25 protein-coding genes are annotated in these 25,914 nt (G+C 69.4%); 12 read left to right on the forward strand and 13 right to left on the reverse strand.

Translation table 11 applies throughout. The annotated features are described in order from the left end of the window. Window positions 1-145: 145 nt before the first annotated feature. The 10 genes from Q8S40_RS14350 (at window position 146) to Q8S40_RS14395 (ending at window position 8,988) form a co-directional block, all read left to right on the forward strand. Window positions 146-1,255, forward strand: coding sequence for a polyamine ABC transporter substrate-binding protein (locus Q8S40_RS14350; protein ID WP_305670905.1), 1,110 nt, complete (start codon window positions 146-148; stop codon window positions 1,253-1,255). Continuing rightward, a complete protein-coding gene (locus Q8S40_RS14355) occupies window positions 1,252-2,397 on the forward strand; it encodes an ABC transporter ATP-binding protein (protein WP_305670906.1) in 1,146 nt (381 codons plus the stop codon). Before Q8S40_RS14350 ends, Q8S40_RS14355 begins: the two co-directional genes overlap by 4 nt. Continuing rightward, window positions 2,394-3,266 carry an ABC transporter permease subunit gene (locus tag Q8S40_RS14360; protein ID WP_305670907.1) on the forward strand — a complete coding sequence of 291 codons (873 nt, stop codon included), beginning with the start codon at window positions 2,394-2,396 and terminating at the stop codon, window positions 3,264-3,266. The genes Q8S40_RS14355 and Q8S40_RS14360 overlap by 4 nt, the downstream gene beginning before the upstream one ends. Beyond that, window positions 3,263-4,051 (forward strand): ABC transporter permease subunit, encoded by a 789-nt coding sequence (locus Q8S40_RS14365; protein ID WP_305670908.1) that lies wholly within the window; start codon window positions 3,263-3,265, stop codon window positions 4,049-4,051. Before Q8S40_RS14360 ends, Q8S40_RS14365 begins: the two co-directional genes overlap by 4 nt. Window positions 4,052-4,092: 41 nt before the next feature. Further along, window positions 4,093-4,455, forward strand: a complete 363-nt coding sequence (locus tag Q8S40_RS14370; RefSeq protein WP_305670909.1) for a hypothetical protein — start codon at window positions 4,093-4,095, stop codon at window positions 4,453-4,455. A 140-nt stretch (window positions 4,456-4,595) separates the two neighbouring features. Next, window positions 4,596-5,798, forward strand: coding sequence for a pyridoxal phosphate-dependent aminotransferase (locus tag Q8S40_RS14375; protein WP_304807034.1), 1,203 nt, complete (start codon window positions 4,596-4,598; stop codon window positions 5,796-5,798). Beyond that, window positions 5,795-6,229, forward strand: coding sequence for a GNAT family N-acetyltransferase (locus Q8S40_RS14380; RefSeq protein ID WP_305670910.1), 435 nt, complete (start codon window positions 5,795-5,797; stop codon window positions 6,227-6,229). Before Q8S40_RS14375 ends, Q8S40_RS14380 begins: the two co-directional genes overlap by 4 nt. Before the next feature lie 55 nt (window positions 6,230-6,284). Beyond that, window positions 6,285-7,487 (forward strand): pyridoxal phosphate-dependent aminotransferase, encoded by a 1,203-nt coding sequence (locus Q8S40_RS14385; RefSeq protein ID WP_305670911.1) that lies wholly within the window; start codon window positions 6,285-6,287, stop codon window positions 7,485-7,487. Then, complete coding sequence (locus Q8S40_RS14390; RefSeq protein ID WP_305670912.1) at window positions 7,484-8,473, forward strand: GNAT family N-acetyltransferase; 990 nt, start codon at window positions 7,484-7,486, stop codon at window positions 8,471-8,473. The genes Q8S40_RS14385 and Q8S40_RS14390 overlap by 4 nt, the downstream gene beginning before the upstream one ends. Continuing rightward, complete coding sequence (locus Q8S40_RS14395) at window positions 8,473-8,988, forward strand: DinB family protein (protein WP_305670913.1); 516 nt, start codon at window positions 8,473-8,475, stop codon at window positions 8,986-8,988. The genes Q8S40_RS14390 and Q8S40_RS14395 overlap by 1 nt, the downstream gene beginning before the upstream one ends. A gap of 3 nt (window positions 8,989-8,991) precedes the next feature. On the opposite strand, the gene Q8S40_RS14400 is transcribed toward Q8S40_RS14395, so the two are convergent. Beyond that, window positions 8,992-9,867 (reverse strand): alpha/beta fold hydrolase, encoded by an 876-nt coding sequence (locus Q8S40_RS14400; protein ID WP_305670914.1) that lies wholly within the window; start codon window positions 9,865-9,867, stop codon window positions 8,992-8,994. A 72-nt stretch (window positions 9,868-9,939) separates the two neighbouring features. Here Q8S40_RS14400 and Q8S40_RS14405 point away from each other — a divergent pair, with 72 nt between their 5' ends. Both Q8S40_RS14405 and Q8S40_RS14410 read left to right on the forward strand, forming a co-directional pair. Continuing rightward, window positions 9,940-10,845: an NAD(P)-dependent oxidoreductase gene (locus Q8S40_RS14405; protein ID WP_305670915.1), complete on the forward strand. Its 906-nt coding sequence runs from the start codon at window positions 9,940-9,942 to the stop codon at window positions 10,843-10,845. Window positions 10,846-10,849: 4 nt separating this feature from the next. Further along, entirely contained in the window at window positions 10,850-11,638 is a 789-nt protein-coding gene (locus Q8S40_RS14410) for an N-acyl homoserine lactonase family protein (protein WP_305670916.1), read from the forward strand. Here Q8S40_RS14410 and Q8S40_RS14415 read toward each other — a convergent pair. The 12 genes from Q8S40_RS14415 to Q8S40_RS14470 all read right to left on the reverse strand — a co-directional run. Beyond that, window positions 11,629-11,958, reverse strand: a complete 330-nt coding sequence (locus Q8S40_RS14415) for a hypothetical protein (RefSeq protein ID WP_304808832.1) — start codon at window positions 11,956-11,958, stop codon at window positions 11,629-11,631. The genes Q8S40_RS14410 and Q8S40_RS14415 overlap by 10 nt on opposite strands. A 39-nt stretch (window positions 11,959-11,997) precedes the next feature. Then, window positions 11,998-14,145 carry an NAD-dependent DNA ligase LigA gene (gene ligA / locus Q8S40_RS14420; protein WP_371136836.1) on the reverse strand — a complete coding sequence of 716 codons (2,148 nt, stop codon included), beginning with the start codon at window positions 14,143-14,145 and terminating at the stop codon, window positions 11,998-12,000. An 11-nt stretch (window positions 14,146-14,156) separates the two neighbouring features. Beyond that, entirely contained in the window at window positions 14,157-15,836 is a 1,680-nt protein-coding gene (recN, locus tag Q8S40_RS14425; protein WP_305670917.1) for a DNA repair protein RecN, read from the reverse strand. 22 nt (window positions 15,837-15,858) lie between these two features. Further along, window positions 15,859-16,701, reverse strand: coding sequence for an outer membrane protein assembly factor BamD (locus Q8S40_RS14430; protein WP_305670918.1), 843 nt, complete (start codon window positions 16,699-16,701; stop codon window positions 15,859-15,861). Between the two features lie 151 nt (window positions 16,702-16,852). Next, window positions 16,853-17,800: a UDP-3-O-acyl-N-acetylglucosamine deacetylase gene (lpxC, locus tag Q8S40_RS14435; RefSeq protein WP_305670919.1), complete on the reverse strand. Its 948-nt coding sequence runs from the start codon at window positions 17,798-17,800 to the stop codon at window positions 16,853-16,855. Between the two features lie 268 nt (window positions 17,801-18,068). Then, window positions 18,069-19,601, reverse strand: coding sequence for a cell division protein FtsZ (gene ftsZ, locus Q8S40_RS14440; protein ID WP_305670920.1), 1,533 nt, complete (start codon window positions 19,599-19,601; stop codon window positions 18,069-18,071). A 74-nt stretch (window positions 19,602-19,675) separates the two neighbouring features. Continuing rightward, window positions 19,676-20,968, reverse strand: a complete 1,293-nt coding sequence (gene ftsA / locus Q8S40_RS14445) for a cell division protein FtsA (RefSeq protein ID WP_305670921.1) — start codon at window positions 20,966-20,968, stop codon at window positions 19,676-19,678. Continuing rightward, complete coding sequence (locus Q8S40_RS14450; protein WP_305670922.1) at window positions 20,965-21,861, reverse strand: cell division protein FtsQ/DivIB; 897 nt, start codon at window positions 21,859-21,861, stop codon at window positions 20,965-20,967. Before Q8S40_RS14450 ends, ftsA begins: the two co-directional genes overlap by 4 nt. Further along, a complete protein-coding gene (locus tag Q8S40_RS14455; protein WP_305670923.1) occupies window positions 21,851-22,771 on the reverse strand; it encodes a D-alanine--D-alanine ligase in 921 nt (306 codons plus the stop codon). Before Q8S40_RS14455 ends, Q8S40_RS14450 begins: the two co-directional genes overlap by 11 nt. Continuing rightward, window positions 22,768-23,667: a UDP-N-acetylmuramate dehydrogenase gene (gene murB, locus Q8S40_RS14460; RefSeq protein WP_305670924.1), complete on the reverse strand. Its 900-nt coding sequence runs from the start codon at window positions 23,665-23,667 to the stop codon at window positions 22,768-22,770. Before murB ends, Q8S40_RS14455 begins: the two co-directional genes overlap by 4 nt. 14 nt (window positions 23,668-23,681) lie before the next feature. After that, a complete protein-coding gene (murC, locus tag Q8S40_RS14465; protein ID WP_305670925.1) occupies window positions 23,682-25,124 on the reverse strand; it encodes a UDP-N-acetylmuramate--L-alanine ligase in 1,443 nt (480 codons plus the stop codon). Beyond that, a partial coding sequence (locus Q8S40_RS14470) for a glycosyltransferase (RefSeq protein WP_305670926.1) occupies window positions 25,124-25,914 on the reverse strand: 791 nt, incomplete at its 5' end. The genes Q8S40_RS14470 and murC, both read right to left, overlap by 1 nt.

Here is a 25,914-nt window from a genome sequence, read left to right on the forward strand (position 1 = left end):
CGCAACTCGCCCCTTGGTGCGTGCTGACTACAGCTGCCCCTGGAACAAGTCAAGAACAAATTCCCTGAGTGTTAGGTATTTGTGCCTTGATGCGCCATCGCGCGTCCGTGTTAGCATCCGCGCTGCTGTTGCCCGGGAGACACCCATGATGATGCGTCGCCTGGCCCTCGTGGCCACCCTGCTCACCGCCCTGGCGGCCCCTGCCGCGACGCCGCCGGCGGTGGCGCAGGAACGCGTGGTGAATGTCTTCAACTGGAACGACTATATCGACCCCTACATGGTCCAGCGCTTCACGCGCGAGACCGGCATCCGCGTGCGCTACGACATCTATGACAGCCTGGAGACGCTGGAGGGCCGGATCTCCGCCGGGCGATCCGGCTACGACATCATCGTGCCGACCGGCGAGCCGACCTTCTCCCGCCTCGCACGCGCCGGCGGGTTGCTGCCGCTGGATCGCGCGCAGATCCCGAACCTGGCCAATCTGGACCCGGCCTTGCAGGCGCAGGTCGCGTCATCCGACCCCGGGAACCGCTTCGGCGCGCTGTATCTGTGGGGCAGCATCGGGCTTGGGGTGAATACCGCGCGCATCCAGGCCTTGGCGCCCGATGCGCCGATGGACAGTCTGCGGCTGATGTTCGACCCCGCCCATGCGCGCCGCATCGCGCGCTGCGGCATCAGCATGATGGACAGCGCATCGGATGTGATCCCGACCGTGCTGCGCTATCTCGGCAAGAACCCCGACAGCACCGATGCCGGTGATCTCAGGGAGGTGGAGCGCACGCTGATGGCGGTGCGCCCCTTCATCCGCAGCTTCTCCACCGGCGGCACGATCGAGGCGCTGGCGAGTGGCCAGACCTGCCTCGCCTTCGCCTATTCCGGCGATGCGATCCAGGCCAGCGTGCGGGCGAAGGAGGCCGATCGCGGCGTTGCCGTCAGCTATGTGGCGGCGACGGAGGGCGCGCAGCTTTGGTTCGACCTGCTGGCGATCCCGGCCGATGCACCGAACCCCGAGAACGCGCACGCCTTCATCAACTTCCTGCTGCAGCCGGACGTGATGGCGGCCATCACCAACCATGTGCGCTACCCGAACGGCGTGCCGGCCAGCCAGGCGCTGGTGGCGCCGGATGTGGCGGCCGACCCGGCGGTGTTCCCGCCGGAGGCGATGCGCGCGCGCTTCTTCACCATCGGCCCGGTCGCGCAGGCGGCGGAGCGCACGCGCAACCGCATGTGGGCGCGCTTCAAGGCGGGGCGGTGAGCCTCGCGGAACGGCCTGGCGCGGCAGAGCCCTGGCGCGACCCCGCCGCGGAGCCGTTCCTCCGCATCGAGAAGCTGACCAAGCGCTTCGGCGATTTCGTGGCGCTGGATGAGGTGAGCCTGCCGATCTATCGCGGCGAGCTGTTCGCGCTGCTGGGTGGCTCGGGCTCCGGCAAATCCACCCTGCTGCGCTGCCTGGCGGGGTTCCTGGAGCCCGACGCCGGCCGCATCGTGCTGGATGGGCAGGACATGGCCGGCGTGCCGCCCTATGCGCGGCCGGTGAACATGATGTTCCAGTCCTATGCGCTGTTTCCGCATATGAGCGTGGCGCAGAATATCGGCTTCGGATTGAAGCAGGAGGGTGCGGCCAGATCCGTCATCCGCGACCGCGTCACCGAGATGCTGGCCATGGTGAAGATGGAAGGTTTTGGCGACCGCAAACCCGCGGCGCTTTCGGGTGGCCAGCGCGCGCGCGTGGCTTTGGCGCGCGCGCTGGCAAAACGCCCGAAGCTGTTGCTGCTTGATGAGCCACTCTCCGCGCTCGACAAGAACCTGCGTGAATCCACGCAGTTTGAATTGATAAACATCCAGGAACGCACCGGCACCACCTTCGTCATCGTCACCCATGACCAGGAGGAGGCGATGACCATGGCCACCCGCCTCGCCGTGATGGATCGCGGCACGCTGGCGCAGGTGGGCACACCCTCCGACGTCTATGAATTCCCCAACAGCCGCTTCACCGCGGAATTTTTGGGAACTGCCAATATCCTTGAGGGTGTGGTGGAGGGCGTGGAGGCCGAAGGCGTCCGCATCGGCAGCTCGGAACTGGATTTTGACATTTTGGCGGAGCCAGCCGCCAGCAAGCCGCTCGGTGCCCGCGTCTTCGTGGCGCTGCGTCCCGAGCGCATGCGGATCGAGCGTGTCGCGCCCGGCACGCCGCTCGGCGACAACCGCCTCGTCGGGCGGGTGCGGGACATCGGCTATTACGGCGATTTCTTCCTGTACTACGTGGTGCTCGCGAACGGCAAGGAAGTGCGTGTCAGCCAGCCCAATCTGCGCCGTCGCACCGAACGCCCGGTGGATTGGGAGGATACCGTCGCCGTCACCTGGGACCGCCAGGCCAGCATGGTGCTGCCCGAATGACGCCGCGAACGCGGCGGCGCCTGGTGCTGGCGCTGCCCTGGGCCTGGATGGCGCTGTTCTTCGTGGTGCCCTTCGCCTTCGTGCTGTCCATCGCCTTTGCCGAGCCCAGCGAGGGCCTGCCGCCCTATGCGCCGCTGCTGCGCTGGTCCGGCGAGGCGACCGCCGTGCTGCAACTCAACCTGGCGAACTTTCAACTGTTGCTGGAAGATTCCTACTACCTCGACGCCTATCTCCGCAGCCTGCGCGTCGCCGCCGTTTCCGCCACGCTGTGTCTTTTCATCGGCTACCCCATGGCCCTTGCCATCGCGCGGGCGCCGGAGACATGGAAAAATCTGTTGCTGATGCTGGTGATCCTGCCCTTCTGGACCAGCTTCCTGCTGCGCGTCACGGCCTGGATCGGCATCCTGCAGGACCAGGGCTGGCTGAACGGCGCGCTGCTGACATTGGGGGTGATCGCGGAGCCGATCCCGCTGCTCTACACCGATACGGCGATGTATATCGGCATCACCTATTGCTACCTGCCCTTCATGGTGTTGCCGCTTTACGCCACGCTTTCGAAGCTCGATCCGTCCTTGCTGGAGGCGGCGGAGGATCTGGGTGCCCCGCCCTGGCGGGCCTTCCTGCAAATCACGCTGCCACTGTCGCTGCCCGGTATCGTCGCCGGCTTCCTGCTGGTCTTCATCCCGGCGGTGGGGGAGTTCGTGATTCCCGAATTGCTCGGCGGGCCGGGGGCGCAGTTGATCGGTCGCGTGCTGTGGACCGAGTTCTTCCAGAACCGCGACTGGCCGCTGGCCTCGGCGCTGGCCATTGTGCTGCTGGCGGCGCTGGTGCTGCCCATCGCGCTGTTCCAGTGGCGGGCCGGGCGATGAGGGGCATCGGCCGGCTGGCCATTCCGCTCGGGCTGGGCTTCGCCTTCCTGTACCTGCCGATCCTGCTGATGGTGCTGTTCTCCTTCAACGACAGCCGGATGGTGACGACCTTCACCGGCTTCTCGCTGCGCTGGTATGAGGGCCTGTGGCGGAACGAGGTGCTGATGGGCGCGCTTGGCCTGTCGCTGCGCATCGCCGCCATCTCCGCCACCATGGCCACCATCCTCGGCGTGCTGGCGGGTTTCGCACTGGCCCGCTTCGGGCGGTTTCCGGGGCGCGCCGGGTTCGGCGCCGTGATGGCCGCGCCGCTGGTGATGCCAGAGGTGATCACCGGCCTGTCCCTGCTGCTGCTGTTCGTGGCGATGGAATCCGTCTTCGGCTTCCCCGCCGGCCGCGGCGCCAGCACCGTCGCCATCGCCCATGCCACCTTTGGTGCGGCCTATGTGGCGGTGGTGGTGCAGTCGCGCCTCGCGGATTTCGACCTGAGCCTGGAGGAAGCGGCGATGGACCTCGGCGCCCGGCCCTGGAAGGTGTTTGCCGTCATCACCCTGCCGCTGATCGCGCCGGGGATCGCCGCCGGCTGGCTGCTGGCCTTCACCCTGTCGCTGGACGATCTGGTGATCGCGAGCTTCGTCTCCGGCCCCGGTGCCTCCACCCTGCCCATGGTGATCTTCTCCACGGTCCGGCTCGGCCTGACGCCGGAATTGTATGCGCTGGCGACGGTGCTGGTGGCGGTGGTCGGGGTGGCGCTTGCGCTGGCGCTGCGCCTGGTGCGGCGGCGTTAGCCGGCCCTGGTTTATTCACAAATCCCTGCCAGATTGGACGCATGCGCCCCCTGTTCCTGCTGCTGGTCCTGATTCCGCTGCTCTCCGCCTGCGCCGAGCGCTGGGCCCGCCCCGGTACCTCGGAGGCTGAGGCGGATGCGATGAACGAGGCCTGCGGGGCGGAGGCGCAGATGGCCGTGCCGCCGCAGATGGTCTGGCAGCAGGTGGCCCCCGCGCGCATCGAGCGGGAGCGCAATTGCTGGCGCGATGGCGACCGCGAACGCTGCCGCACCACGGAACGCTTCCGCCCCGCCCGCTACGACATGGTCGATATCGCAACCCGGGCGCGGGAGGCGTATCGCACCACCTGCATGCGGGAGAAGGGCTTCACCTTCCAGGGCTACCGGCCGCTTCGCCTGGAATAGCCGCGCCGAGGCTGTGTATGAATAGCCGCGCCGCGGCTGGGGACGAATAGCCGCGCCGCGGCTGTGGACGCGCCCGGCGTCGAGGGTTAGGAAAAGTGGCGCCGCCCCGCGGGGGTGGGCAGGACGCCGGAAAACCGCACATGAACCTCATTGCCGATCGCCTGAACCGCATCTCGCCGTCGCAGACCATTGCCGTGACCGGCAAGGCCCGCGCGCTGAAGGCGCAGGGGCGGGACATCATTTCCCTCTCGGTCGGCGAGCCGGATTTCGAGACGCCGCGCAACGTCAAGGACGCCGCCATCGCCGCCATCGAGCGGGGCGAGACACGGTATACCGATGTCGCCGGCACCATTGAGCTGCGCCGGGCCATCTGCACGAAGTTCAAGCGCGACAGCGGCATCGACTACACGCCGGAGGAAATCCTGGTCGCCACCGGCGGCAAGCAGGTGATCTTCGATGCGCTGGTCGCCACCATCAATGCGGGTGACGAGGCGATCATCCCCGCCCCGTGCTGGGTCTCCTACCCCGATATCGTGGCGCTGGCCGAGGGTACGCCCGTCATCGTCCCCTGTGGCCCCAACCAGGGCTTCCGCATGACCGGGGAGCAGCTGGAAGCCGCGATCACGCCGAAGACCAAGTGGCTGATCCTGAACAACCCCTGCAACCCGACCGGCGCCGGCTACAACGCCGCCCAGCTCAAGGAGCTGACGGATGTGCTGCTGCGGCATCCGGATGTGTGGATCTTCTCCGACGATATCTATGAGAAGCTGGCCTATGACGGCATGAAGCCGGCGACGGTGGTGGAGGTGGAGCCGCGGTTGAAGGATCGCACCGTCACCATGAATGGCTGCTCCAAGGCCTATGCCATGACCGGCTGGCGCATCGGCTTCGCCGGCGCGCCGATCCAGCTGATCAAGGCGATGGACAAGCTGCAGAGCCAGTCCACCTCCAACACCAGCTCCATCAGCCAGGCCGCGGCGATCGAGGCGCTGACCGGCCCGCAGGACAGTGTGGAGGAAATGCGCCAGGCCTTCGAGCGCCGGCGCAACCTGGTGGTCGGCATGCTGAACAAGGCCGAGGGCATGCGCTGCCCGACGCCGGAAGGCGCCTTCTACGTCTTCCCGGACGTCCGCGGCTGCCTGGGCAAGACCAGCGCCGGCGGGGCGAAGATCGACAGCGACGAGGCCTTCTGCCTGGCGCTGCTGGAAGAAAAGGGCGTGGCCGCGGTGCATGGTGCCGCCTTCATGTTCCCCGGCCATATCCGCATCAGCTACGCGACCGACGATGCGACGCTGACCGACGCCTGCACCCGCATCCAGGATTTCTGCGCCGCGCTGAAGTGACCTTCGCGTTCCGCCCCGCCACCGGGGCGGATTTCGAGGCGCTGCTGGACCTGTCCATCCGCGTCATGCGGCCGCATCTGGAACGCGCCGGCCGCTGGGACCCGGCGCGACGGCGTGCCCGCATGGAGGCCGCCTTCGCCGGTGGCGGCATGCTGGTGATCGAGGATCAGGGCCAGACCCTCGGCTGCATCGGGCTGGAGCCGGGGGCGGAGGCGGTGGATCTGCACAGCCTGTATCTGGAGCCGGCATGGCAGGGCAGGGGCCTCGGCGCGACCGTGGTGGCCCAGGCCCTGGCGCGGCATCCGGGCCGGCGCTGCGCCATCGCGGTGCTGAAGGACAGCCCCGCCCGCCGCTTCTGGGAACGCCAGGGCTTCGTGCTGGTCGGGGAACAGCCATACGACTGGGTCATGGAACGCCCGCCTACGGATTGAGCAGCGGCCCGTCCGGGATTAGGTTGTGCTCCTTCGCCAGGAGTTATTCGAAAAAATGCCCGCGCTTGCCAATCGCCTGAAGGATATCGAGCTGTCCGCCTCCGCGGTCATGACCGCCAAGGGCCGCGAACTCGCCGCCAAGGGAATCAAGGTCATCAGCCTGGCGATCGGCGAGCCGGATTTCGAGACGCCGCGCCATGCCATCGACGCCGCCTATCAGGCCGCGCTGTCCGGCGACACGAAGTATCCGCCGCAGGACGGCACCAAGGCGCTGAAGCAGGCGGTGCAGCGCAAGTTCAAGCGCGACAACAACCTGGACTACGCGCTGGACGAGATCATGATCTCGAATGGCGGCAAGCAGGTCATCATGAACGCCCTGCTCGGCACCTGCGACCCGCAGGATGAGGTGCTGATCCCGGCGCCGTTCTGGATTTCCTACGCCGACATGGTGAAGCTCGCTACCGGCAAGCCTGTGCCCGTCACCTGCCCGCAGAACAACGGCTTCAAGCTGCGGCCGGAGGATCTGGAAGCGGCAATCACGCCGAAGACCAAGTGGCTGATCCTGAATTTCCCCAATAATCCGACCGGCGCCGCCTGCTCGCGCGATGATATGAAGGCGATCGCCGAGGTCCTGCTGCGCCACCCGCATGTCTGGGTGATGACGGACGATATGTATGAGCACATGGTCTATGACGGCTTCGAGTTCTGCACGATCGCGGAAGTCGAGCCGCGGCTGAAGGACCGCGTGCTGACGGTCAACGGTGTCTCCAAGACCTATGCCATGACCGGCTGGCGCGTCGGCTTCTGCGGCGGGCCGAAGAACCTGATCGCGGCGATGGTGAACATGCAGAGCCAGCTCACCTCCGGCATCAGCACGGTCGGCCAGGCCGCCGCCGTCGCGGCGCTGGATGGCCCGCAGGACTACGTGAAGGAACGCGCGGCCATCTACAAGGATCGCCGCGACCTGGTGGTGGAAATGCTGAACCAGGCGCCGGGCATCCAGTGCCACAAGCCCGAAGGCGCCTTCTACGTCTTCCCGAACATCGCCGGCTGCCTCGGCAAGACCAGCAAGGGTGGCCGCAGGATCGAGACGGATACGGACTTCGCCCTCGCCCTGATCGAGGAAGCGCATGTCGCGCTGGTGCAGGGCGCCGCCTATGGCATGAGCCCCTATGTCCGCATCTCCTACGCCACGGATACGGACAGCCTGCGGGAGGCCTGCACGCGTATCCAGGAGTTCTGCAAAGGTCTCGCATGACTTTGCGCCCGGGACGCGACGAGGATGCGGAGGGCTTCATCGCCCTCGTCGGCGATTGCTGGGCCGAATACCCCAACTGCGTGCTCGACGTGGATGGGGAAGTGCCGGAGCTGCGCGCGCTCGCGACCTATTTCGCGGAAGCCGGCGGCGCGCTGTGGGCGGCGGAACAGGATGGCCGGATCATCGGCATGGCGGCCACCCGGCCGCTCGGCGACGACGAGGCCTGGGAGATCTGCCGCGTCTATGTGGACAAGGCCGCGCGCGGCACCGGCCTCGCGCAGCGCCTGCTGAAGGCGGCGGAGGCACATGCGCGCGATGCCGGGGCGGAACGCCTGGTGCTGTGGACCGATACGCGGTTCGAGGCGGCACATCGCTTCTATGAGAAGACCGGCTATGTGCGGCAGGGCTCCATCCGCATCCTGGACGATGTCTCGAACAGCCTCGAATTCCGCTACACCAAGCCGCTGCGGGGCCTGGTGGTGGAGGCGCTGGATGCCGGTGCGGCGGCGAGCGCCGAGACGCAGCTCGCCCGCATCCTGGTGAATTGCGTCGAGGCCGGCGCCAGCGTGTCCTTCTTCCCGCCGCTCGCGCCCACCACGGCGCGCGATTTCTTCCGGCGCGTCTCGTCCGATGTGGCGCTGGGCAGGCGCGTGCTGCTGGTGGCCTGGGTGGATGGGGTGCTGGTGGGCACGGTGCAGCTCATGCTCGACATGCCGCAGAACCAGCCGCACCGGGCGGAGATCGCCAAGCTGCTGGTGGACCCCGCCGCGCGCCGCCGTGGCGTGGCGCGCGCGCTGATGCGCCGCGCCGAACAGACCGCGCGCGGCATCGGCCGCCGCCTGCTGGTGCTGGACACGGCGAAGGGCGAGGCGGCGGAGGCGCTGTACCGGGAGCTTGGCTGGGTCGAGCTGGGCGTGCTGCCCGGCTACGCGCTGTGGCCGGACCGCAGCCCCTGCGATACGGTCTTCTTCTGGAAGAATGTGTGATGGTGACGGTGGAATGGGTGCGCCTGATGGCCGCCTACAACGCCGAGATGAATCATCGTGTCTATGCGGCTGCGTCTGGCTTGACGGAGGAGCAGCGGCGGGAGGACCGGGGCGCCTTCTTCGGCTCGATCCATGGCACGCTGAGCCATCTGATGTGGGGCGACGCCATCTGGATGTCCCGCTTCGCCGGCTGGCCCGCGCCCGGCGGCGGCATCAAGGACAGCCCGACGCTGCACCCTGAATGGCCTGCGATGCAGGCGGCGCGGCAGGATATGGATGCCCGGATCGAGGCCTGGGCGGCGGCGCTACAGCCGGCCTGGCTACAGGGTTCGCTCGGCTGGTTCAGTGGTGCCATGGGTCGCGAGATCAGCCGCCCGCGCTGGGTTCTGGTCACGCATTTCTTCAATCACCAGACGCATCACCGCGGCCAGGTGCATGCGCTGCTTTCAGGATTCGGCGCCGCCACCGGCGACACCGATCTGCCCTTCATCCTGCCCGAGACCCGCTTCGGCTGAACGTCAGCGCGCCAGAAACCCCTCCAGCGCCGCCAGCACGTCCACCGGCGCTTCCTCCGCCAGATAGTGCCCGGAATTCACGCTGTGGCCGCTGACCGGGCCGCGCGCATAGTCCTGCCAGACGGAAAGCGCATCGTACCAGACCTCGATCTTGCCCTTGGCGCCCCACAGCGCCAGCAGCGGACATTCCACCTTCTGCCCGGCCGCGCGGCTGGCGCGGTCGTGCTCCAGGTCGATGGTGATCGCCGCCCGATAATCCTCGCAGATACCCATCACGGTGCCGGGCTGGTGCAGCGCCGCGATGTAGTCCGCGCGCGCCTCGGGCGCGAACACATCCTGCTGCCCGCGCGAGGTGTGGCTGGCGAACCAATCCTCCACGTCGCGCAGAATCATGCGCTCCGGCTTCGGATGCGGCTGGGCCAGGAAGAACCAGTGATGGTAGCCCAGGGCGAAATCCATATCCGCCGTTTCGAAGTGATGCAGCGTGGGGACGATGTCCATCACGCAAAGCCGCTGCACCGCCTGCGGCGCATCCAGCGCCAGCCGATGCGCCACGCGCGCGCCCCGGTCATGCGCCACCACCTGGAATTCCGGAAAGCCGAGGCCGCGCATCAGCGCCAGCATATCGGCGGCCATCGCCCGTTTCGCATAGGCGGCATGGTCCGCGGAGGGTGATGGCTTGTCCGAAAATCCGTAGCCGCGCAGGTCGGGGCAGATCACGGTGAAGCGCTTGGCCAATTCCGGCGCCACGCGGTTCCACATCATGTGGGTCTGCGGATTGCCGTGCAGCAGCAGCAGGGGCGGACCCTCGCCGCCGCGCCGCAGCCGCAGCGTCACGCCATCGCCGGCGCGGCGTTCCTCGGTGAAGCCCTCGAACATGCCTGATCCTCCCACTGCTTGACCCCCGGAGCTGACGCCGCCAGCCTTGCCGGGACAAGAGGGGGAAATGGCATGGAAGCCAGGATCGGCCGCATCGGCTTCATCGGCATCGGCAGCATGGGCTGGCCCATGGCGCGTCGTCTCATCGAGGCCGGCTTTTCCGTCATCGTGCAGGATGCGGTGCCTGGCCGCGCCACGGATTTCGCCAGCCGGCACGGCGGCACGGCGGCGGACAGCGCGGCGCAGGCGGCGGACGGCGCCGACGCCATCATCACCATGCTGCCCACCAGCCGCGACGTTGCCGCCGTGCTCGCCGCGATCCGCCCTTCCCTGAAGCGTGGCGCGGTTGTGGTCGAGATGTCCTCCGGCGAACCCTCCGCCACCCGCGCCTTGGCCGCCGACCTTGCCGCGCTCGGCGTGGCGATGGTGGATGCCCCCGTCTCCGGCGGTGTGGCGCGTGCCGAGACCGGGGAGCTCGCCATCATGACCGGCGGCGAGGCCGCGTCGCTGGACCGCGTGGACCCGTTGCTGCGCGCCATGGGCACCACCATCACCCGCTGCGGTGATATCGGCGCCGGCCAGGCGATGAAGGCGCTGAACAATCTGGTCAGCGCCGCCGGGTTTCTCGTCAGCGTGGAGGCGCTGCTGATCGGCAGCCGCTTCGGCCTCGACCCCACCGTGATGGTCGATGTGCTGAATGCATCGACTGGCATGAACAACAGCACGCAGCGCAAGCTGAAGCAGTTCGTGCTGTCGCGGAAATTCAACTCCGGCTTTGGGCTGGATTTGATGGTGAAGGACCTTTCCATCGCCCTCCAGGTCGGCCGCGAAACCGCGACGCCGGCTCCGCTCGCCGCCCAGACACGGGAGCTGTGGGCCGCCGCCGCCGCGCTGCTCGGACCGGGCCAGGACCACACGGCGGCGGCGAAGTTCAGTGAGGCGCTGGCCGCTGGCGAACTCTCCGACCGGAAAGGCTGACCCCATGTGGCAGGTCTTCGCCCTGCGCTACGCGCAGCACGACCGCAACGCCCAGGCCAATTTCATCATGCCCGTCGAGGATGCGCATGACGCCATGCCGATGGACTATTTCGTCTGGCTGCTGCGCGGGCCGGAGGGGCGCGAAATCCTGGTCGATACCGGCTTCGACACCGCCACCGCCGCCCGCCGCGGCCGGTCCATCCTGCGCCCGGCGGAGGACGGCCTGCGCGCCCTCGGCACCTCGGCCGAGGCGATCCGGGACGTGGTGGTGACGCATCTGCACTACGACCATGCCGGCAATCTCGGCCTGTTCCCCAATGCCACCTTCCACATCCAGGACCGTGAGGTGGCCTTCGCCACCGGTCGCCACATGTGCAGCCACTGCCTGCGCCACCCCTTCGAGGTGGAGGACGTGGTCCGCCTGGTCCGCGCCGTCTATGCCGACCGCGTGCGCTTCCATGATGGGGAAGGGGAGGTCGCACCCGGCGTCACGCTGCACGGCATCGGTGGCCATTCGGACGGGCTGCAGATGGTCCGCGTGGCAACCGAACGCGGCCCGCTGGTGATCGCCGGCGATGCCAGCCACTACTACGCCAATATGGCGCGGGAGAATCCGTTCCCCATCGTCTACGACCTTGGCGCCATGGTGCAGGGCTGGCGGAAGGCCCGGGCGCTGGCGGGCGGTGACGAAAGCCTGGTGATCCCGGGCCATGACCCGCTGGTCTGCCGGCGCTTCCCTGTCTCCGATCTGGATGCCGAGGCCTGGCGCCTCGACCTGCCGCCCTATTCGTAAAGCACCGACCAGGCCGCCAGCCCCAGCCCGACCACGGCGAACAGCAGGGAGACCAGCGGCCAGGCCGGTTTCGGCCCGCGATGGCCGAACCACCAGTTCAGCGCGAAGGACCCGAGCAGCGCCGCCGTCGCATCCGCCCAATGGCGCGTCATGTAGCCGCGCAGGATCAGGATCACCCAGACGACCATCGCCGCGAAGGAGGCGAATCGCCAAAGCTTCTCCGCCGACGGGTTTTCCAGCCGCAGGCCCAGCTTGTTCGACACGGTGTGGATATAGGCCGCGACCGAGAGCAGCAGCGCGGCGACCATGAATGCGGACATGACGCCGAATTACGTTGCGTTCGGGCAGGGCGCAAGCGGTCAGCCCAGCCCCGCCATCTCCCGCCACTCGGCCTCCGTCAGCACGCGCAGGCCGAGTTCTGCCGCCTTCTTCGCCTTGCTGCCGGCATCCGCGCCGACGACCACGAAATCGGTCTTCTTGGACACGCTTTTCGTCACCTTGGCGCCGAGGCGTTCCGCCTGCGCCTCCGCCTCGTCACGGGACAGGGTCTCGAGCGAGCCGGTGAAGACGATGACCTTGCCGGCGAAGGGGCTGTCTGCCGCGGCGGTCACCACCGCATCCTCCGGCGTCACTTCCTGCGCCAGATCGTCCAGCGCCGCGCGGTTGCGTTCCTCCACGAAGAATTCCGCCAGCTCGGTCGCGATGGCGGGGCCGATGCCCTGGATGGAGCCCAGCTCCTCCCGCGCCTCGGAGCCGACAACCGTCGCCGCGATCATCTTCCTGCGCCATTCGGCAAATGAATGAAAATGGCGGGCCAGCAGCTTGGCATTGGCCTCCCCGATGCGGCGGATGCCGAGTGCGAAGATGAAGCGTTCCAGCGGCACGCGGCGCCGCGCCTCGATGGCGGCCAGCAGGTTGGTCAGGCGCTTCGCATCCTTGCCCGACCGCGCGCCCCAGCCCTCCCAGCCGCGGATCGTCTCGGCGTGGTTGTGCAGCCGGAAGATGTCGGCGGGCGTCTTCACCAGGTCGGCGGCGTGCAGCGCCTGGATGTTCTCCTCGCCCAGCCCCTCGATATCCATGGCGTTGCGGCGGGCGAAGTGGATCAGGCGTTCCACCGTCTGCGCCGGGCAGATCAGCCCGCCGGTGCAGCGCTTCACCACCTCTCCATTCGGGCGGATGGCGTGGCTGCCGCAGGCCGGGCACCGATCCGGGAAGGTGAAGGGCTGCGAATCGGCCGGGCGCTTCTCCAGCACCACGGAGACGATCTGCGGAATCACATCGCCAGCGCGTTGCAGCACGACGGTATCGCCGATCCGCACATCCTTGCGGGCGATCTCATCCTCATTGTGCAGGCTGGCATGGGTGACCATGACGCCGCCGACACCGACCGGCTGCATCACCGCGCGCGGCGTCAGCGCGCCGGTGCGGCCAACCTGGATCTCGATATCCAGAAGCACCGTCTCCGCCTGCTCCGCCGGGAATTTCCAGGCGATCGCCCAGCGTGGCGCGCGGCCGACGAAGCCGAGGCGGCGCTGCCAGTCCAGCCGGTCCAGCTTGTAGACGACGCCATCAATGTCGTAGCGCAGCGCCGCGCGGCCTTCCGCCATGCGCTTCTGGAAATCCAGCACGGCGGCTTCATCCGCCAGCGTCTCGGAGGCTGGGTTCACCTGGAAACCCCAGGCGCGCAGCTGGTCCAGCCAGCCGGCATGCGTCTCCGCCGGCGCCGCGCTGGCCTCCCCCATCGCATAGGCGAACAGCTTCAGCGGCCGCTGCGCGGTGATGGCGGGGTCGAGCTGGCGCAGCGAACCGGCGGCCGCATTGCGCGGGTTCACCGGCACGACGATGGCCGGGCCCAGCTTCTCCCCGCGCCCGCGCCGTTCCTCCCGCTCCGCCGCCGCCTGTGCCTGCTGGGCGCGATAGGCGAGGAAGTCGGCCTTCTCCATGAAGACCTCGCCGCGAATTTCGATGCGCGCCGGCGCCTCGCCCACCAGCCGGCGCGGTAGCTCGCTCTCGGGCAGGGTCAGCAGGTTGCGGGTGACATCCTCGCCTTCCATGCCGTCGCCGCGGGTTGCGCCGCGGGTGAAGGCGCCGTTCTCATACAGCAGGTTGATCGACAGGCCATCGATCTTCGGCTCCCCCACGAAGGCCAGCGGTTCCTCGGCGCCCAGCCGCAGGAAGCGGCGGACGGAGGCGGTGAACTCCTGAAAATCCGCATCGCCAAAGGCGTTGTCGAGCGACAGCATCGGCACGCCGTGCCGCAGCTTCGCGAAGCCCTCGGCCGTCTCGGCGCCCACCTTGCGGCTCGGGCTGTCGTCGCGGATCAGGTCGGGGAAGCGCGCCTCGATGCCGCGATTGCGGCGTACCAGCGCGTCGTACTCGGCATCGGTGATCTCCGGCGCGTCCTGCCGGTGATAGGCCGCGTCGTGATGCGCGATCTCGGCGGCCAGTGCGGCGAGTTCCTCCGCGGCCTCCTCCTCGGTCAGGGCGTCCACGGCGCGGGCGCGCAGGCTGGGCGCGCTCACAGCAGCCCGCCGGCCAGCAGGCTGTCCGCTGCCATCCGTGCCGCCTCCGTCACATGCTCACCGGCCAGCATCCGGGCAATTTCCTCCCGTCGCTGCGGCGCGTCCAGCGGGGTCACGCGGGTCTCGGCGCGTCCGGCCTTCACCGATTTCGCCACCGAGAGATGCCGGCTGCCGCGCGCCGCCACCTGGGGCGAATGCGTCACCACCAGCACCTGCAGGCGTTCCGCCACGCGCAGCAGGCGCTCGCCCACCGCCGCGGCCGTGGCACCGCCGACGCCGCTATCCACCTCGTCAAACACCAGGGTCGGCACCGGCGATCCGCGCGCCAGCACCACCTTCAGCGCCAGCATCAAGCGAGACAACTCGCCACCCGAGGCCACCTTGTCCAGCGCACCGGGTGCCTGGCCGGGGTTGGTGGAGACCAGGAAGGTCACCCGGTCCACGCCATCCGGCCCCCAGGCCGCTTCCGGCTTCGCGGCCACATCCACCACCAGCCGGGCGCGGTCCAGTTTCAGCGGCGGCAATTCGCGGCCGAGCGCCTTTTCCAGCTTCGCCGCGGCCTCCCGCCGCGCCTCCGTCAGCCGGCCGCTGGCGGCGAGATAGGCGGTGCGGGCTGCGGCCAGCCGCGCCTCGGATTCGGCCACCTGGCCGGTTCCGGCATCCAGCGCCGCTAGCCGGTCCCGCAGGGAGGCGAGCAGCGACGGCAATTCGACCACCGGCACCAGATGCTTGCGGGCGGCGGCGCGCAGCGCGAACAGCCTTTCTTCCACATGCTCCAGCCGGCGCGGGTCGGGGGCGGCGTCCTGCACCAGGCGTTCCAGCGCGGTCTCGGCCTCGGCCAGCGCATCCAGCGCCCGGCCGATCGCGTCCAGCGCCGGCTCCGCATCCGTGTTCGGCGCCGGCAGGCGTTCCAGCGCGCGGGCGGCACCGCGCAGGGCATTGGCGGGGTTGGCGCTGCGGCGGTCGCGCGGCTGCAGGCTGGACAGTGCCTCCGCGATCGCCTCGCCGCGCCGCTCGCCCTGTTGCAGGCGCTGGCGCTCGGCGGCGAGGTCATCCTCCTCGCCCTCGGAAGGCGCCAGGCTTTCCAATTCGGCGACGGCATGGCGCAGAAAATCCTCGTCGCGCTGCGCGGCGGCAATGCGCTCCCGCGCCTCCGCCAGCGCGCGTTCCGCCTCCCGCCACGCCTTGTGGGCGGTGCCGCTGGCGGCGCGCAGTGTCTCCAGCCCGCCCGAGGCATCGAGCAGCCCGGCATGGTTGGTCGAATCGGTCAGCCCGACCTGGTCATGCTGGCCCTGCACCTCGACCAGCAGCGCGCCCAGGCGGCGCAGCAGCGCCAGCCCCACCGGCTGGTCATTGACGAAGGCGCGGGAACGGCCATCGGCGGTGACGATGCGCCGCAGCACGATCTCGTCCTCCGCCTCGATTCCCTGTTCCACCAGCAGGCTGCGCGCCGGGTGGACATCTGCCGGCGCAAAAGCTGCAGCGACGCTGGCCTGGGACTGGCCCGCGCGCACCAGCCCGCTCTCGGCCCGTGCGCCGAGCGCCAGGCCAAGACTGTCCAGCAGGATGGACTTGCCCGCCCCCGTCTCGCCGGTCAGCACCGTCAGACCCGGACCGAAGCCCAGGTCCAGGCGCTCGATCAGCACCACGTCGCGAATGGCGAGTGAGGTCAGCATCGCGCCGGTGGCGCGCGCGTCGTCAGAAGATGGACCCGACCACGCGGCGGACGAAGCCGGGCCGGTTCGCTTCGGTGCCCTCCGCGCCGTTCACCAGCAGCGCGTAGCTGTCCTGGTACCAGGGGCTGCCCGGATAGTTGTGGCCGAGCACGGCGGCGGTGCGCCGCGCCTCATCCACCAGCCCCATCGTCAGATACAGCTCGGTCAGGCGGTGCAGGGCCTCCGGCACGTGGTTGGTGGTCTGGAATTCATCGACCACGCGGCGGAAGCGGCCGATGGCGGCGGTGTGCAGGCGGCGCGTCTGGTAGAAGCGGCCGATCGTCATCTCCCGCCCCGCCAGATGGTCCCGCGCCAGGTCCATCTTCAGCCGCGCATCCCGCGCATAGGGCGTGTTGGGAAAGCGGTTGGAGACATCCTGCAGCGCCGCCATGGCCAGTTCCGTGGTCCGCTGGTCGCGCTGGATGTCGTTGATCTGCTCGTAATAGCTCAGCGCCCGCAGATAATAGGCGTAGGCGATGTCACGATGCGCTGGATGCAGCTGGATGAATCGGTCCAGCGCGCCGAGGGCTTCGGTGTAGCGATTCCGCATGTACTCGCCATAGGCGGACATCAGCTTCGCGTTGGTGGCGAAGGTGGAATAGGGGTGCTCGCGCTCCACCATGTCGAACAGCTCGACCGCGCGCTGGTAGCGCTCCGCCGTCAGGGCTTCCATGCCCTGGGCATAGAGCCCCTCGGCAGAGGTGTCCTGCCCGCTGGCGCCGGGTGTGCCGGCGCGTGATGCGCCGAGCGTGTTCATGCGCCCGTCCCAGGCCGTACAGGCGGCGATGGGCAGGATGAGGATCAGGGGCAGAAAGCGTCGAAGCATCGCGCACCGGTCAGGCATGGGGCTTCCCTATACCATGCCGCGGCATGGTCACGGCAAGGCGCGGGTCGCCGCCGTGTGTCTCGCGCTGATCTATTGCAAAGCGGGCGGCCTGTCACTTCACCCGGCCTTGCGCCAGGCCGGCCAAGCGAATTCAGGCCATGGCCGGCGCGGCGGCGGCCGGCAGCCGGGTTGCGACTCCGTCCATCGGTACCTCGCCATCCACCATCCGCCAGGCGCCATGATCCGCGAACAGCGCCCGCAGCAGCTTGTTGTTCAATGCGTGGCCCGAGCGATGGCCGATGAAGCGCGCGGACAAGGCGGCCCCTGCCAGGGCCAGGTCGCCCACCACATCCAGCAGCTTGTGGCGCACGAATTCATCCGGCCGGCGCAGCCCGCCGGGGTTCAGCACCAGCGGGCCATCCACCACGATGGCATTGTCCAGGCTGCCGCCCTGGGCCAGGCCGGCGGCGCGCAGCCGGGCGATATCCTCGGCCAGGGTGAAGGTGCGGGCATCCGCCACGCCGGCGCGGAAGGCGGCCGGGGAAAGCCGCAGGCTGACCTGCTGGCTGCCGATGGCGGTGGCGGGGAATTCGATCTGCATCGTTGCCTCGAAGCCCGGGACCTGGGCCGGCAGCAATTCGGCGAAGGCCTCGCCCTCATCGACGCGGACGCGGCGCAGAACCTCGATCACCGGGGCGGGAGCCTCCAGGCTGACGGTGCCGGCGCAATCGATCAGGAACAGGAACGGCGCGGCGGAGCCATCCATGATCGGCACTTCGGGGCCGTCCAGATCCAGCACGGCGTCGGTGATGCCGCTTCCGGCCAGCGCCGCCATCACATGCTCGACCGTGCCGATGCGGGCCTGCGGCGCGCCTTCGGCCACCAGGGCTGTGCACAGACGGGTATCGACCACGCGATCGAAGCGGGCCGGAATGTCGATGCCGAGATCGGTGCGGCGGAACACGATGCCGGTGCCGGCAACCGCGGGGCGAAGCGTGAGCGCCACGCGGCGCCCGCTATGCAGACCGACGCCGACGCAGCCGATCGCCGTCTTCAGCGTCTTGCGCCGTCTCCGATCGATCGGGAGGAAACCGTCCATGTGCGCCTTGCGTCCCTGACCCGCCCTGTGCCGCGACCGCACCAAGCGGCCTATCACCCGGACGTGACCCTGGTCGGTAACCCGGTTTCCCCGGTCGCTCCGCTCAGGATGGGCCGCCAAACGCGGCGACCCAGGGGCTTAGTGCCATCTTCCCCGGCGCCGCGCCATTCAAGCCTTGTTTCTCCATATTACGTCGCAACACATTGAAATACCTGAAATATTGCAACGCAGTATGGCCCTATTTTTGCCCCAATTTGCCCTGGTCGCCTTAGTTGCTCTGGCGACGCAGGAAGGTCGGGATGTCGAGGCCCATTTCGTCCTGCTGTGCCGGCGCCGCCACCGGGCGCGCTGCCGCCGGTTCCATGCGCGGCTGCTGCTGGGGCTGCACTGGTGCCTCCGGCACGTCGCGGCGCATCAGGCCGGTGGCGCGGCGGAACAGACTGTTCAGCCCGCCCGTCGGCTGCGGCTGCGGCATCGGCGCCACCGGACGGGTGCCCGCCGGTGCCCGCAGCCCGGGTTCAGACTGCGGTGCCACGTTCACCGGGGCTTCCATCACCTGGGCGGCTTCGGCCATCGGGGCGGCAGGCTGCGGCGCCTGGTGCGGCTGCGGTGCCGCGTAGGTCTGCGCCGGGCGCATCGCCGCGCCCGGATGCTGGGGCTGCTGCGGCTGGGCCGCGACGCGCGGCGTGAAGCCGGCCGGCGCCCGCAGGCCGGGCTGCTGCGGCTGCCCCTGCATTTGACCCTGGGGCACCTGCTGGCTGCCCACCGCCTGCAGCATCCCGCCGCCACCGACCGCAACCAACTTCGGCCGCTCGGCCTCACGGGCCTCACGCGCATCGATGCCGGTGGCGACGACGGAGACGCGGATGCGGCCATTCATCGATTCATCGACGGAGGAGCCGAAGATCACATTGGCTTCCTCGTCCACTTCCTTGCGGATGCGGTTGGCCGCCTCGTCCACCTCGAACAGCGTCATGTCGAGGCCGCCGGTGATGTTGATGAGCACGCCACGCGCGCCGTGCATGGAGGTATCCTCCAGCAGCGGGTTGCTGATCGCCTCCTCACTGGCCTTCACGGCGCGGCCTTCGCCCTCGGCCTCGCCGGTGCCCATCATCGCCTTGCCCATCTCGGCCATCACGGTGCGGATATCGGCGAAGTCGAGGTTCACCAGGCCGGGATTCACCATCAGGTCCGTCACGCCCCGCACGCCCATGTACAGGACGTTGTCGGCCATGCGGAACGCCTCGGCGAAGGTCGTGCGCTCATTCGCCAGTCGGAACAGGTTCTGGTTCGGGATGACGATCAGCGTGTCGACGAACTGCTGCAATTCCTCGATGCCCGCATCGGCCGCCTTGCGGCGCTTCGGCCCCTCGAAGTCGAAGGGCTTGGTCACCACGCCGACGGTCAGGATGCCACGCTCGCGCGCCATGCGCGCGATGACCGGCGCCGCGCCGGTGCCGGTGCCGCCGCCCATGCCGGCGGTGACGAACACCATGTGGCTGCCTTCCAGGTGGCGTGCCAGCTCGGTCTCCGCTTCCTCCGCCGCGCCACGGCCGATCTCGGGCTTGGCACCGGCGCCGAGGCCCTGCGTCAGGTAGGAGCCGAGCTGCACGCGGCGATCCGCCTTGCTGTGCTGCAGGGACTGCGCATCCGTGTTGGCGACCAGGAACTCGACGCCTTCCAACCCCATGGTGACCATGTTGTTCACGGCGTTGGTGCCGCCGCCACCGACCCCCACCACGGTGATGCGCGGGCTGAAATCGGTGTGCTGCTGGTTCGGGATCGTCAGGTTGAGGGTCATGAACGGGGCCTTTCCTGGAAAGCTCAGCCTTGCGTCAGGCCGTAGAGGAGGGGTGAGGGAGGAAGCGGGGCGCATCAGACGCGCACCCGTAGCCATTCGATGAAGCGGCGCAGCATGCCGCCATTGCGGTCCGCGCCGGGGGCGATGTCGATCAGTGGCCGGCCTTCACCTGCGCCCCAGGCGAGCAGCCCGATCGCGGCGGCAAAGGGTGGGCCGCCGGCGGTCTCCGGCAGGCCGCGCACGCTGCGCGGCCGGCCGATACGCACCTGGCGGTCCAGCACGCGGGCTGCCAGTTCGCGCGCGCCGATCAGCTGGCTGGCGCCGCCGGTCAGCACCACGCGGGTGCCGGCCTCCTTGGCGACGCCAGCGGCTTCCAGCCGCTCGCGCACGAATTCGAAGGTCTCCTCCAGCCGGGGCCGGATGATGTTGACGATCATCGCGCGCGGCACGCGGGCGATGTGGTCTTCATCCTCACCGACCAGCGGCACGGGCAGCATTTCGCGCTCATCATCCGCCGCGCCCATCGCACCGCCATGCAGAGTCTTCAGGCGCTCCGCATGGTTGATCGGCGTGGACAGCACGCGCGCCAGGTCGTTCGTCACCTGCCAGCCGCCGACCGGGATCTGCGCGGTATGGATCAGCTGCCCCTCGCTGAACACGGCGAGCGAGGTGGTGCCGCCGCCCATGTCGATGACGGTGCAGCCGATGCGCTTCTCATCCTCGACCAGCGTGGCGAGACCGGCGGCCAGCGGCGAGGAGACCAGCTCCTCCACCTCCAGGTCGCAACGCGCCAGGCAGGCGCCGAGGTTGCGCAAGGCGGCCTGCGACGCATCCACCAGATGCACCCGGGCGCCCAGCGTGTCGCAGACCATGCCGCGCGGATCCTCGACGCCGGGCGTCGCATCCACGGTGAAGGAAACCGGGGAGCCGTGCACCGTCTCCCGCCCATCTTCCGTGCCGCGGCGGCGGCCTTCCGTCAGGATGGCGCGTAGATCCTGTTCCGTCACCGCGCGGCCGCCGATCGGCCACTGCACATGCAGCAGCCGCGAATCCGGCTGGCCGCAGGACAGGTTGACGATGGCGCCGGAGAGCTGCGTATCCGCCATCTCCTCCGCCTGGCCGACGGCGGCACGCACCGCGCGCTCCGCTTCCTCCAGGTCGATGATCGAGCCGCCCTTCACGCCACGGCCGCGCTGCCAGCCGAAGCCGAGCACGCGCGGTTCGCCATCGCCCTCGATGCGCGCGATCAGGCAGACCACCTTGGTGGTGCCGATATCGAGCACGCCGAACACGCCGCTGCGCGCGCCGCGGCGGCGGCGTTCGCCGGGCGGCTCCACACCGGCGGGAAGGCGCGACAAGGCGTTCATCCGCGCGTGCTCCGGTTGGCGTTGCGACGCACGGGCGCGGCGGGCTGTTCCGCCACCGGCTGCTGCCGCACCACGAGGCGATCCGGCAGGCGCATATCAACCGCCACCAGCGGCCGGTCGAGCAGCGCATTGCGCGATTGCAGTTCCGAAAGCCGGTTCAGCGCCGGCGCTTCATGCCCCTCCGGCAGCAGCACATCCGTGCCGCTGTGCAGGCGCAGATTCCACCGCCGTTCGCCGACGCGCACCAGCGCCTGGGTGCGCGCCAGGATGTTGCGATGCGCCAGCAGCAAATCATACAGCGCCGCCGCGTGTTTCTCCGCCCCCGCGCCCACCACCAGCGGCAGCGGGCCGAAGGCGTCCAGCGTTTCCGTCTCCACCACCAGGCCGGCGCGGTCGATCACCGCGAAACGGCCCTGGTGCTGCCAGATGGCGAAGGGCTCGCGTTCCGTCAGCCGCACCAGGATGGTGCCCGGCAGGCGGCGTTCCACATGGGCCGACTTGACCCAGGCAATCGTCTCCAGCCGCTCCCGCGCCTCATTCGGCGAGAAGCCGAGCATGGGATCACCGAGTTCGGCACCGATGGCGCCGCGGATCAGGTCGGGCGGCGTATTCTCCCGCCCTTCCACCACCACTTCCGCCACCTGCAGCCCGGCGGCGAGGCCGAGTTCCGCGGCATTGTCCATCACCGCCCGCACGCGCCCGGCCGGGTCCACCGCATAGACCGCGTAGCCGCTGGCGCCGAGCAGGCCAAAGCCAATCAGCCACAGCGCCGCCGGCCGCAGCAGCCCGCGCCGCCGCTTCAGCCACAGCCGCAACCGGCTTGGCCGGTCCGGGTCCTTGCGAGGCGCGGCGCGCACCGGCGCCCGCCGCGCGGCCATCGGTTCACGGGCCATGACGTGCCTCCCGTACCATCCAGGCACACAGCTCCGGGAAGCCGATGCCGACATGCGCGGCCTGTTCCGGCACCAGGGAGGTGCGCGTCATGCCCGGCTGGGTGTTCACCTCCAGCAGCACCAGCCGCCCGGGTTCGCCGGCGCTGTCATCGTAGCGGAGGTCGGCGCGGGAGACGCCGCGGCAGCCGAGCGCCTGATGCGCGCGCAGCGCGATATCCATGGCCAGCGCGCGGGTTTCGGGATGCACCGGGGCGGGCAGGGTGTGGCGGCTGCCGCCATCGGCGTATTTCGCCTCGTAGTCGTAGAAGACGTGGCCGGTGTCGATCTCCGTCACCTCCAGCGCCCGGTCGCCCATCACGGCAACGGTCAGCTCGCGCCCGGGGATGAAGGCTTCGGCCATGATGCGGCGGTCGAACTTCCAGGCGCGTGCCACTTCCGCGCGGCGGTTATTGCCCTCGCGGAAAATCTCGACGCCGACGGAGGAGCCTTCATTCACCGGCTTCACCACATAGGGCAGCGGCAGCGGGTCCGCCGCCTCCAGCTCCTCCGGCGTCACCAGCCGGCTTTCCGCCACCGGCAACCCGGCCGCGAGAAACACCGCCTTGGCGGCCGATTTGTCCATGGCGACGGCGGAGGCGCGGACGCCCGAATGGGTGTAGGGCAGGCCCATCCAGTCCAGCACGCCCTGGATGCAGCCATCCTCGCCGTAGCGGCCATGCAGCGCGTTGAACACCACATCGGGCCTGGCCGATTGCAGCGCGCCGATGACCGAGCCGAGGTCACCGCCGACCTCGATCGGCGTCACCTCGAAGCCAGCGGCCCGCAGCGCCGCCACCACCTGCTGGCCGGTGGCGAGGCTGACCTCGCGTTCCGCGGAGACGCCGCCGAACAGCACGGATACGCGCGTCATGCCGCCACCTCGCCGATGCGCTTGATTTCCCATTCCAGGCTGATGCCGGATTGTGCCAGCACCCGTACCCGGACCTCCTCGCCCAGCCCTTCCAGATCGGCCGCCGTGGCGCCGCCCGTGTTGAGCAGGAAGTTCGCGTGCAACTCCGAGACCTGCGCGCCGCCGCGCGCCAGCCCGCGGCAGCCGGCGGCATCGACCAGCGCCCAGGCTTTCTGGCCCGGCGGGTTCTTGAAGGTGGAACCGCCGGTGCGGGCGCGCACGGGCTGCGAGGCCTCCCGCGCCGTGCGGATCTTCGCCATCTCCGAAGCGATGGACGCAGGATCGCCGGGCTGCGCACGGAACCGCGCGCGCACCATCACGCCGCGCGCCGGCAGCGTCGCGCGGCGATAGGCGAAGTGCAGATCCGCCGCCGTCATGCGCAGCAGACCCGAAGGCGTCGCCACCTCCGCCCACTCCAGCGCATCCACCACTTCGCGCCCATAGGCACCGGCATTCATCGCAACCGCACCGCCGATGCTGCCCGGAATGCCCGAGAGGAATTCGAGGCCCGAAAGGCCCGCCGCCGCGGCATGCTCCGCCACCACCGCATCCAGCGCCGCGGCACCGGCGATGATGCCATCGGCCTGCACCGCCACATCGCCAAAGCCGCGCCCGGCGAGGCGCAGCACCACGCCGCGAACGCCGCCATCGCGGATGATGAGGTTGGACGCCGCACCCAAAACCGTCAGCGGGACCGCATCCGGCAGGTCGCGCAGCAGCAGCAGCAGGTCATCCACATCCGCCGGCCGCACCAGCCACTCCGCCGGCCCGCCGACGCGGAACCAGGTGAAGGGCGCCAGCTCGGCCGCCGGCGTTACGCGCCCACGCAGCGGCGGCAGGGTGGCGTGCGGGGCCATGTCGCGCGGCGCCGTCACTTCTGGCCCCCGGCCAGCCGTGGCCGGGTGCGGGACTGCAGGGCCAGAAGCTGTTCCGGCAACGCATGCGCCCAGGTGGTGATGGTGCCGGCGCCCAGGCACACGACGTAGTCGCCCGATTTGGCGATGGCGTTGACCATTTCGGCCAGGCTGTCCGGCCCGGGCAGCGGCACCACGCTGCGATGGCCGCGCGCGCGCAGCCCTTCGACCAGTGCATCCCGGTCATACCCCGGCATCGGCTGCTCACCCGCCGCATAGACGTCGGCGACAATCACCGTCCCGGCGTCGTTCATGCACGTACAAAAGTCCTCGAACAGCGAGGCGAGGCGCGAATAGCGATGCGGCTGCACCACCGCCACCACATCCCGCGCCCCGGCCTGCCGCGCCGCCTTCAGCACCGCGGCGATTTCCACCGGGTGATGGCCGTAATCGTCGATCACGGTGATGCCGCCGGCATCGCCCGTGCGGGTGAAGCGGCGCTTCACACCCTTGAAGCCCATCAGCGCGGTGCGGATGGTGGCCTCGTCGATATCCATCTCCAGGCCGATGGCGATGGCCGCCATGGCGTTCTGCACATTGTGGCTGCCCAGCATCGGCAGGCGCATCGGCTTCAGCGTGCGGCTGCGTCCCGTCGCGCGGTCCCGCACCGCCACCTCGAAGGTCGCGCCCATGCGGTCCGTGATCATCTTTTCCGCCCGCACATCGGCCTGCGGCGAGAAGCCATAGGTGATGATGCGGCGATCCGACAGGCGCGGGATCATCGCCTGCACCTCATGATGGTCGGCGCAGAGCACCGCGAAACCGTAGAAGGGAATATTGCCGACGAACTGGGCGTAGCCCTCCTTCATCGCCTCCGCCGTGCCCCAATGGTCCAGGTGTTCCGGGTCCATGTTGGTGACCACGGCGCAGACGGCGGGCAGTTTCAGGAAGGACCCGTCGCTCTCATCCGCCTCCACCACCATCCAGTCGCCGGAGCCGAGGCGCGCATTGGTGCCGTAGGCGTTGATGATGCCGCCATTGATCACGGTGGGGTCAAGCTTCGCGGCTTCCAGCACGCAGGCGACCAGGCTGGTGGTGGTGGTCTTGCCATGGGTGCCGCCGATGGCGACGGCCCATTTCAGCCGCATCAGTTCCGCCAGCATCTCCGCGCGCCGCACCACCGGCACCAGCCGCGCGCGTGCGGCCTGCACTTCCGGATTGTCCTTCTTCACCGCGGTGGAGGTGACCACAACCTGCGCCGCGCCGAGATTGGCCGCATCGTGGCCGACCATCACCGGAATGCCGGATTCGCGCAGTCGGGTGACGTTGTAGCCCTCCGAGATATCGCTGCCCTGCACGGAATAGCCGAGGTTGTGCAGCACCTCGGCGATGCCGGACATGCCGATGCCACCGATGCCTACGAAGTGAATCGGACCGATCGAAAGGGGCAGCGCGCGCATCAGCGGGACTCCGCCATCGCAACGCCGCGATGGGTCAAATTCTGAATGAGGTCCGCCAGCCGCCGCGCCGCATCCGGGCGGGCCAGCGTGGCGGCGGCGGCGGCGGCGCGCGCCAGCACGGCGGGGGTGGTGAACATCGCCTGCATCTGGCGCGCCAGCGCCTCCGGCGTGAAGCCGGGTTGCTGCATGATCCAGGCCGCGCCGGCGCCTTCCAGCAAACCGGCATTGGCGGTCTGGTGGTCATCGATCGCGTGCGGCAGCGGCACCAGCACGGAAGGCCGGCCGGCACAGGCGAGTTCCGCCACCGTCGAAGCCCCGGCGCGCGCCACCACCAGATGCGCCATCGCCAGCCGCACCGCGATATCGCCGAAGAAGGGCGATAGGTCCGCCGGTACGCCCGCTTCGCGATAGGCGGCCTCGACCCGCGGCAGATCCTCCGCCCGCGTCTGCTGCGTCACCACCAGGCGCTGGCGCAGCCCTTCCGGCAGCAGCGCCACGGCGCCCGGCACCACATCGGCGAAGATGCGCGCGCCCAGGCTGCCGCCGAGGACCAGAAGGCGGATCACGCCATCCTCGCCCGGCGCCACGAATTCCTGTCCCGCCAGCGCGGCCAGCGCCGGCCGCACCGGGTTGCCCACCACCTCGACCTGCGCCGAGGACGGCACCCGTGCCGTATCCGCCGCCGACAGCGCCAGCAGATCCGCGCCTCGCGCCAGCATCCGGTTGGCGCGCCCGAGCACGCCATTCTGTTCATGCAGCGCCGTGGCCGGCCGCGTCGCGCGGGGCAGGG

It is taken from the genome of Falsiroseomonas sp. (assembly GCF_030695085.1).
GTDB lineage: Bacteria > Pseudomonadota > Alphaproteobacteria > Acetobacterales > Acetobacteraceae > Falsiroseomonas.

Bases quoted from the DNA above. Each gene is read 5' to 3' on its own strand.
- Q8S40_RS14365 (WP_305670908.1), top strand. From the start codon at position 3,263: ATGAGGGGCATCGGCCGGCTGGCCATTCCGCTCGGGCTGGGCTTCGCC.
- Q8S40_RS14415 (WP_304808832.1), bottom strand. From the start codon at position 11,958: ATGTCCGCATTCATGGTCGCCGCGCTGCTGCTCTCGGTCGCGGCCTAT.
- Q8S40_RS14405 (WP_305670915.1), top strand. From the start codon at position 9,940: ATGGAAGCCAGGATCGGCCGCATCGGCTTCATCGGCATCGGCAGCATG.
- Q8S40_RS14410 (WP_305670916.1), top strand. From the start codon at position 10,850: ATGTGGCAGGTCTTCGCCCTGCGCTACGCGCAGCACGACCGCAACGCC.
- ftsA (WP_305670921.1), bottom strand. From the start codon at position 20,968: ATGAACGCCTTGTCGCGCCTTCCCGCCGGTGTGGAGCCGCCCGGCGAA.
- recN (WP_305670917.1), bottom strand. From the start codon at position 15,836: ATGCTGACCTCACTCGCCATTCGCGACGTGGTGCTGATCGAGCGCCTG.
- lpxC (WP_305670919.1), bottom strand. From the start codon at position 17,800: ATGGACGGTTTCCTCCCGATCGATCGGAGACGGCGCAAGACGCTGAAG.
- Q8S40_RS14350 (WP_305670905.1), top strand. From the start codon at position 146: ATGATGATGCGTCGCCTGGCCCTCGTGGCCACCCTGCTCACCGCCCTG.
- Q8S40_RS14360 (WP_305670907.1), top strand. From the start codon at position 2,394: ATGACGCCGCGAACGCGGCGGCGCCTGGTGCTGGCGCTGCCCTGGGCC.
- Q8S40_RS14385 (WP_305670911.1), top strand. From the start codon at position 6,285: ATGCCCGCGCTTGCCAATCGCCTGAAGGATATCGAGCTGTCCGCCTCC.
- murC (WP_305670925.1), bottom strand. From the start codon at position 25,124: ATGCGCGCGCTGCCCCTTTCGATCGGTCCGATTCACTTCGTAGGCATC.
- Q8S40_RS14430 (WP_305670918.1), bottom strand. From the start codon at position 16,701: ATGCTTCGACGCTTTCTGCCCCTGATCCTCATCCTGCCCATCGCCGCC.
- Q8S40_RS14395 (WP_305670913.1), top strand. From the start codon at position 8,473: ATGGTGACGGTGGAATGGGTGCGCCTGATGGCCGCCTACAACGCCGAG.
- Q8S40_RS14455 (WP_305670923.1), bottom strand. From the start codon at position 22,771: ATGACGCGCGTATCCGTGCTGTTCGGCGGCGTCTCCGCGGAACGCGAG.
- Q8S40_RS14390 (WP_305670912.1), top strand. From the start codon at position 7,484: ATGACTTTGCGCCCGGGACGCGACGAGGATGCGGAGGGCTTCATCGCC.
- Q8S40_RS14400 (WP_305670914.1), bottom strand. From the start codon at position 9,867: ATGTTCGAGGGCTTCACCGAGGAACGCCGCGCCGGCGATGGCGTGACG.
- Q8S40_RS14450 (WP_305670922.1), bottom strand. From the start codon at position 21,861: ATGGCCCGTGAACCGATGGCCGCGCGGCGGGCGCCGGTGCGCGCCGCG.
- Q8S40_RS14370 (WP_305670909.1), top strand. From the start codon at position 4,093: ATGCGCCCCCTGTTCCTGCTGCTGGTCCTGATTCCGCTGCTCTCCGCC.
- murB (WP_305670924.1), bottom strand. From the start codon at position 23,667: ATGGCCCCGCACGCCACCCTGCCGCCGCTGCGTGGGCGCGTAACGCCG.
- ftsZ (WP_305670920.1), bottom strand. From the start codon at position 19,601: ATGACCCTCAACCTGACGATCCCGAACCAGCAGCACACCGATTTCAGC.
- Q8S40_RS14375 (WP_304807034.1), top strand. From the start codon at position 4,596: ATGAACCTCATTGCCGATCGCCTGAACCGCATCTCGCCGTCGCAGACC.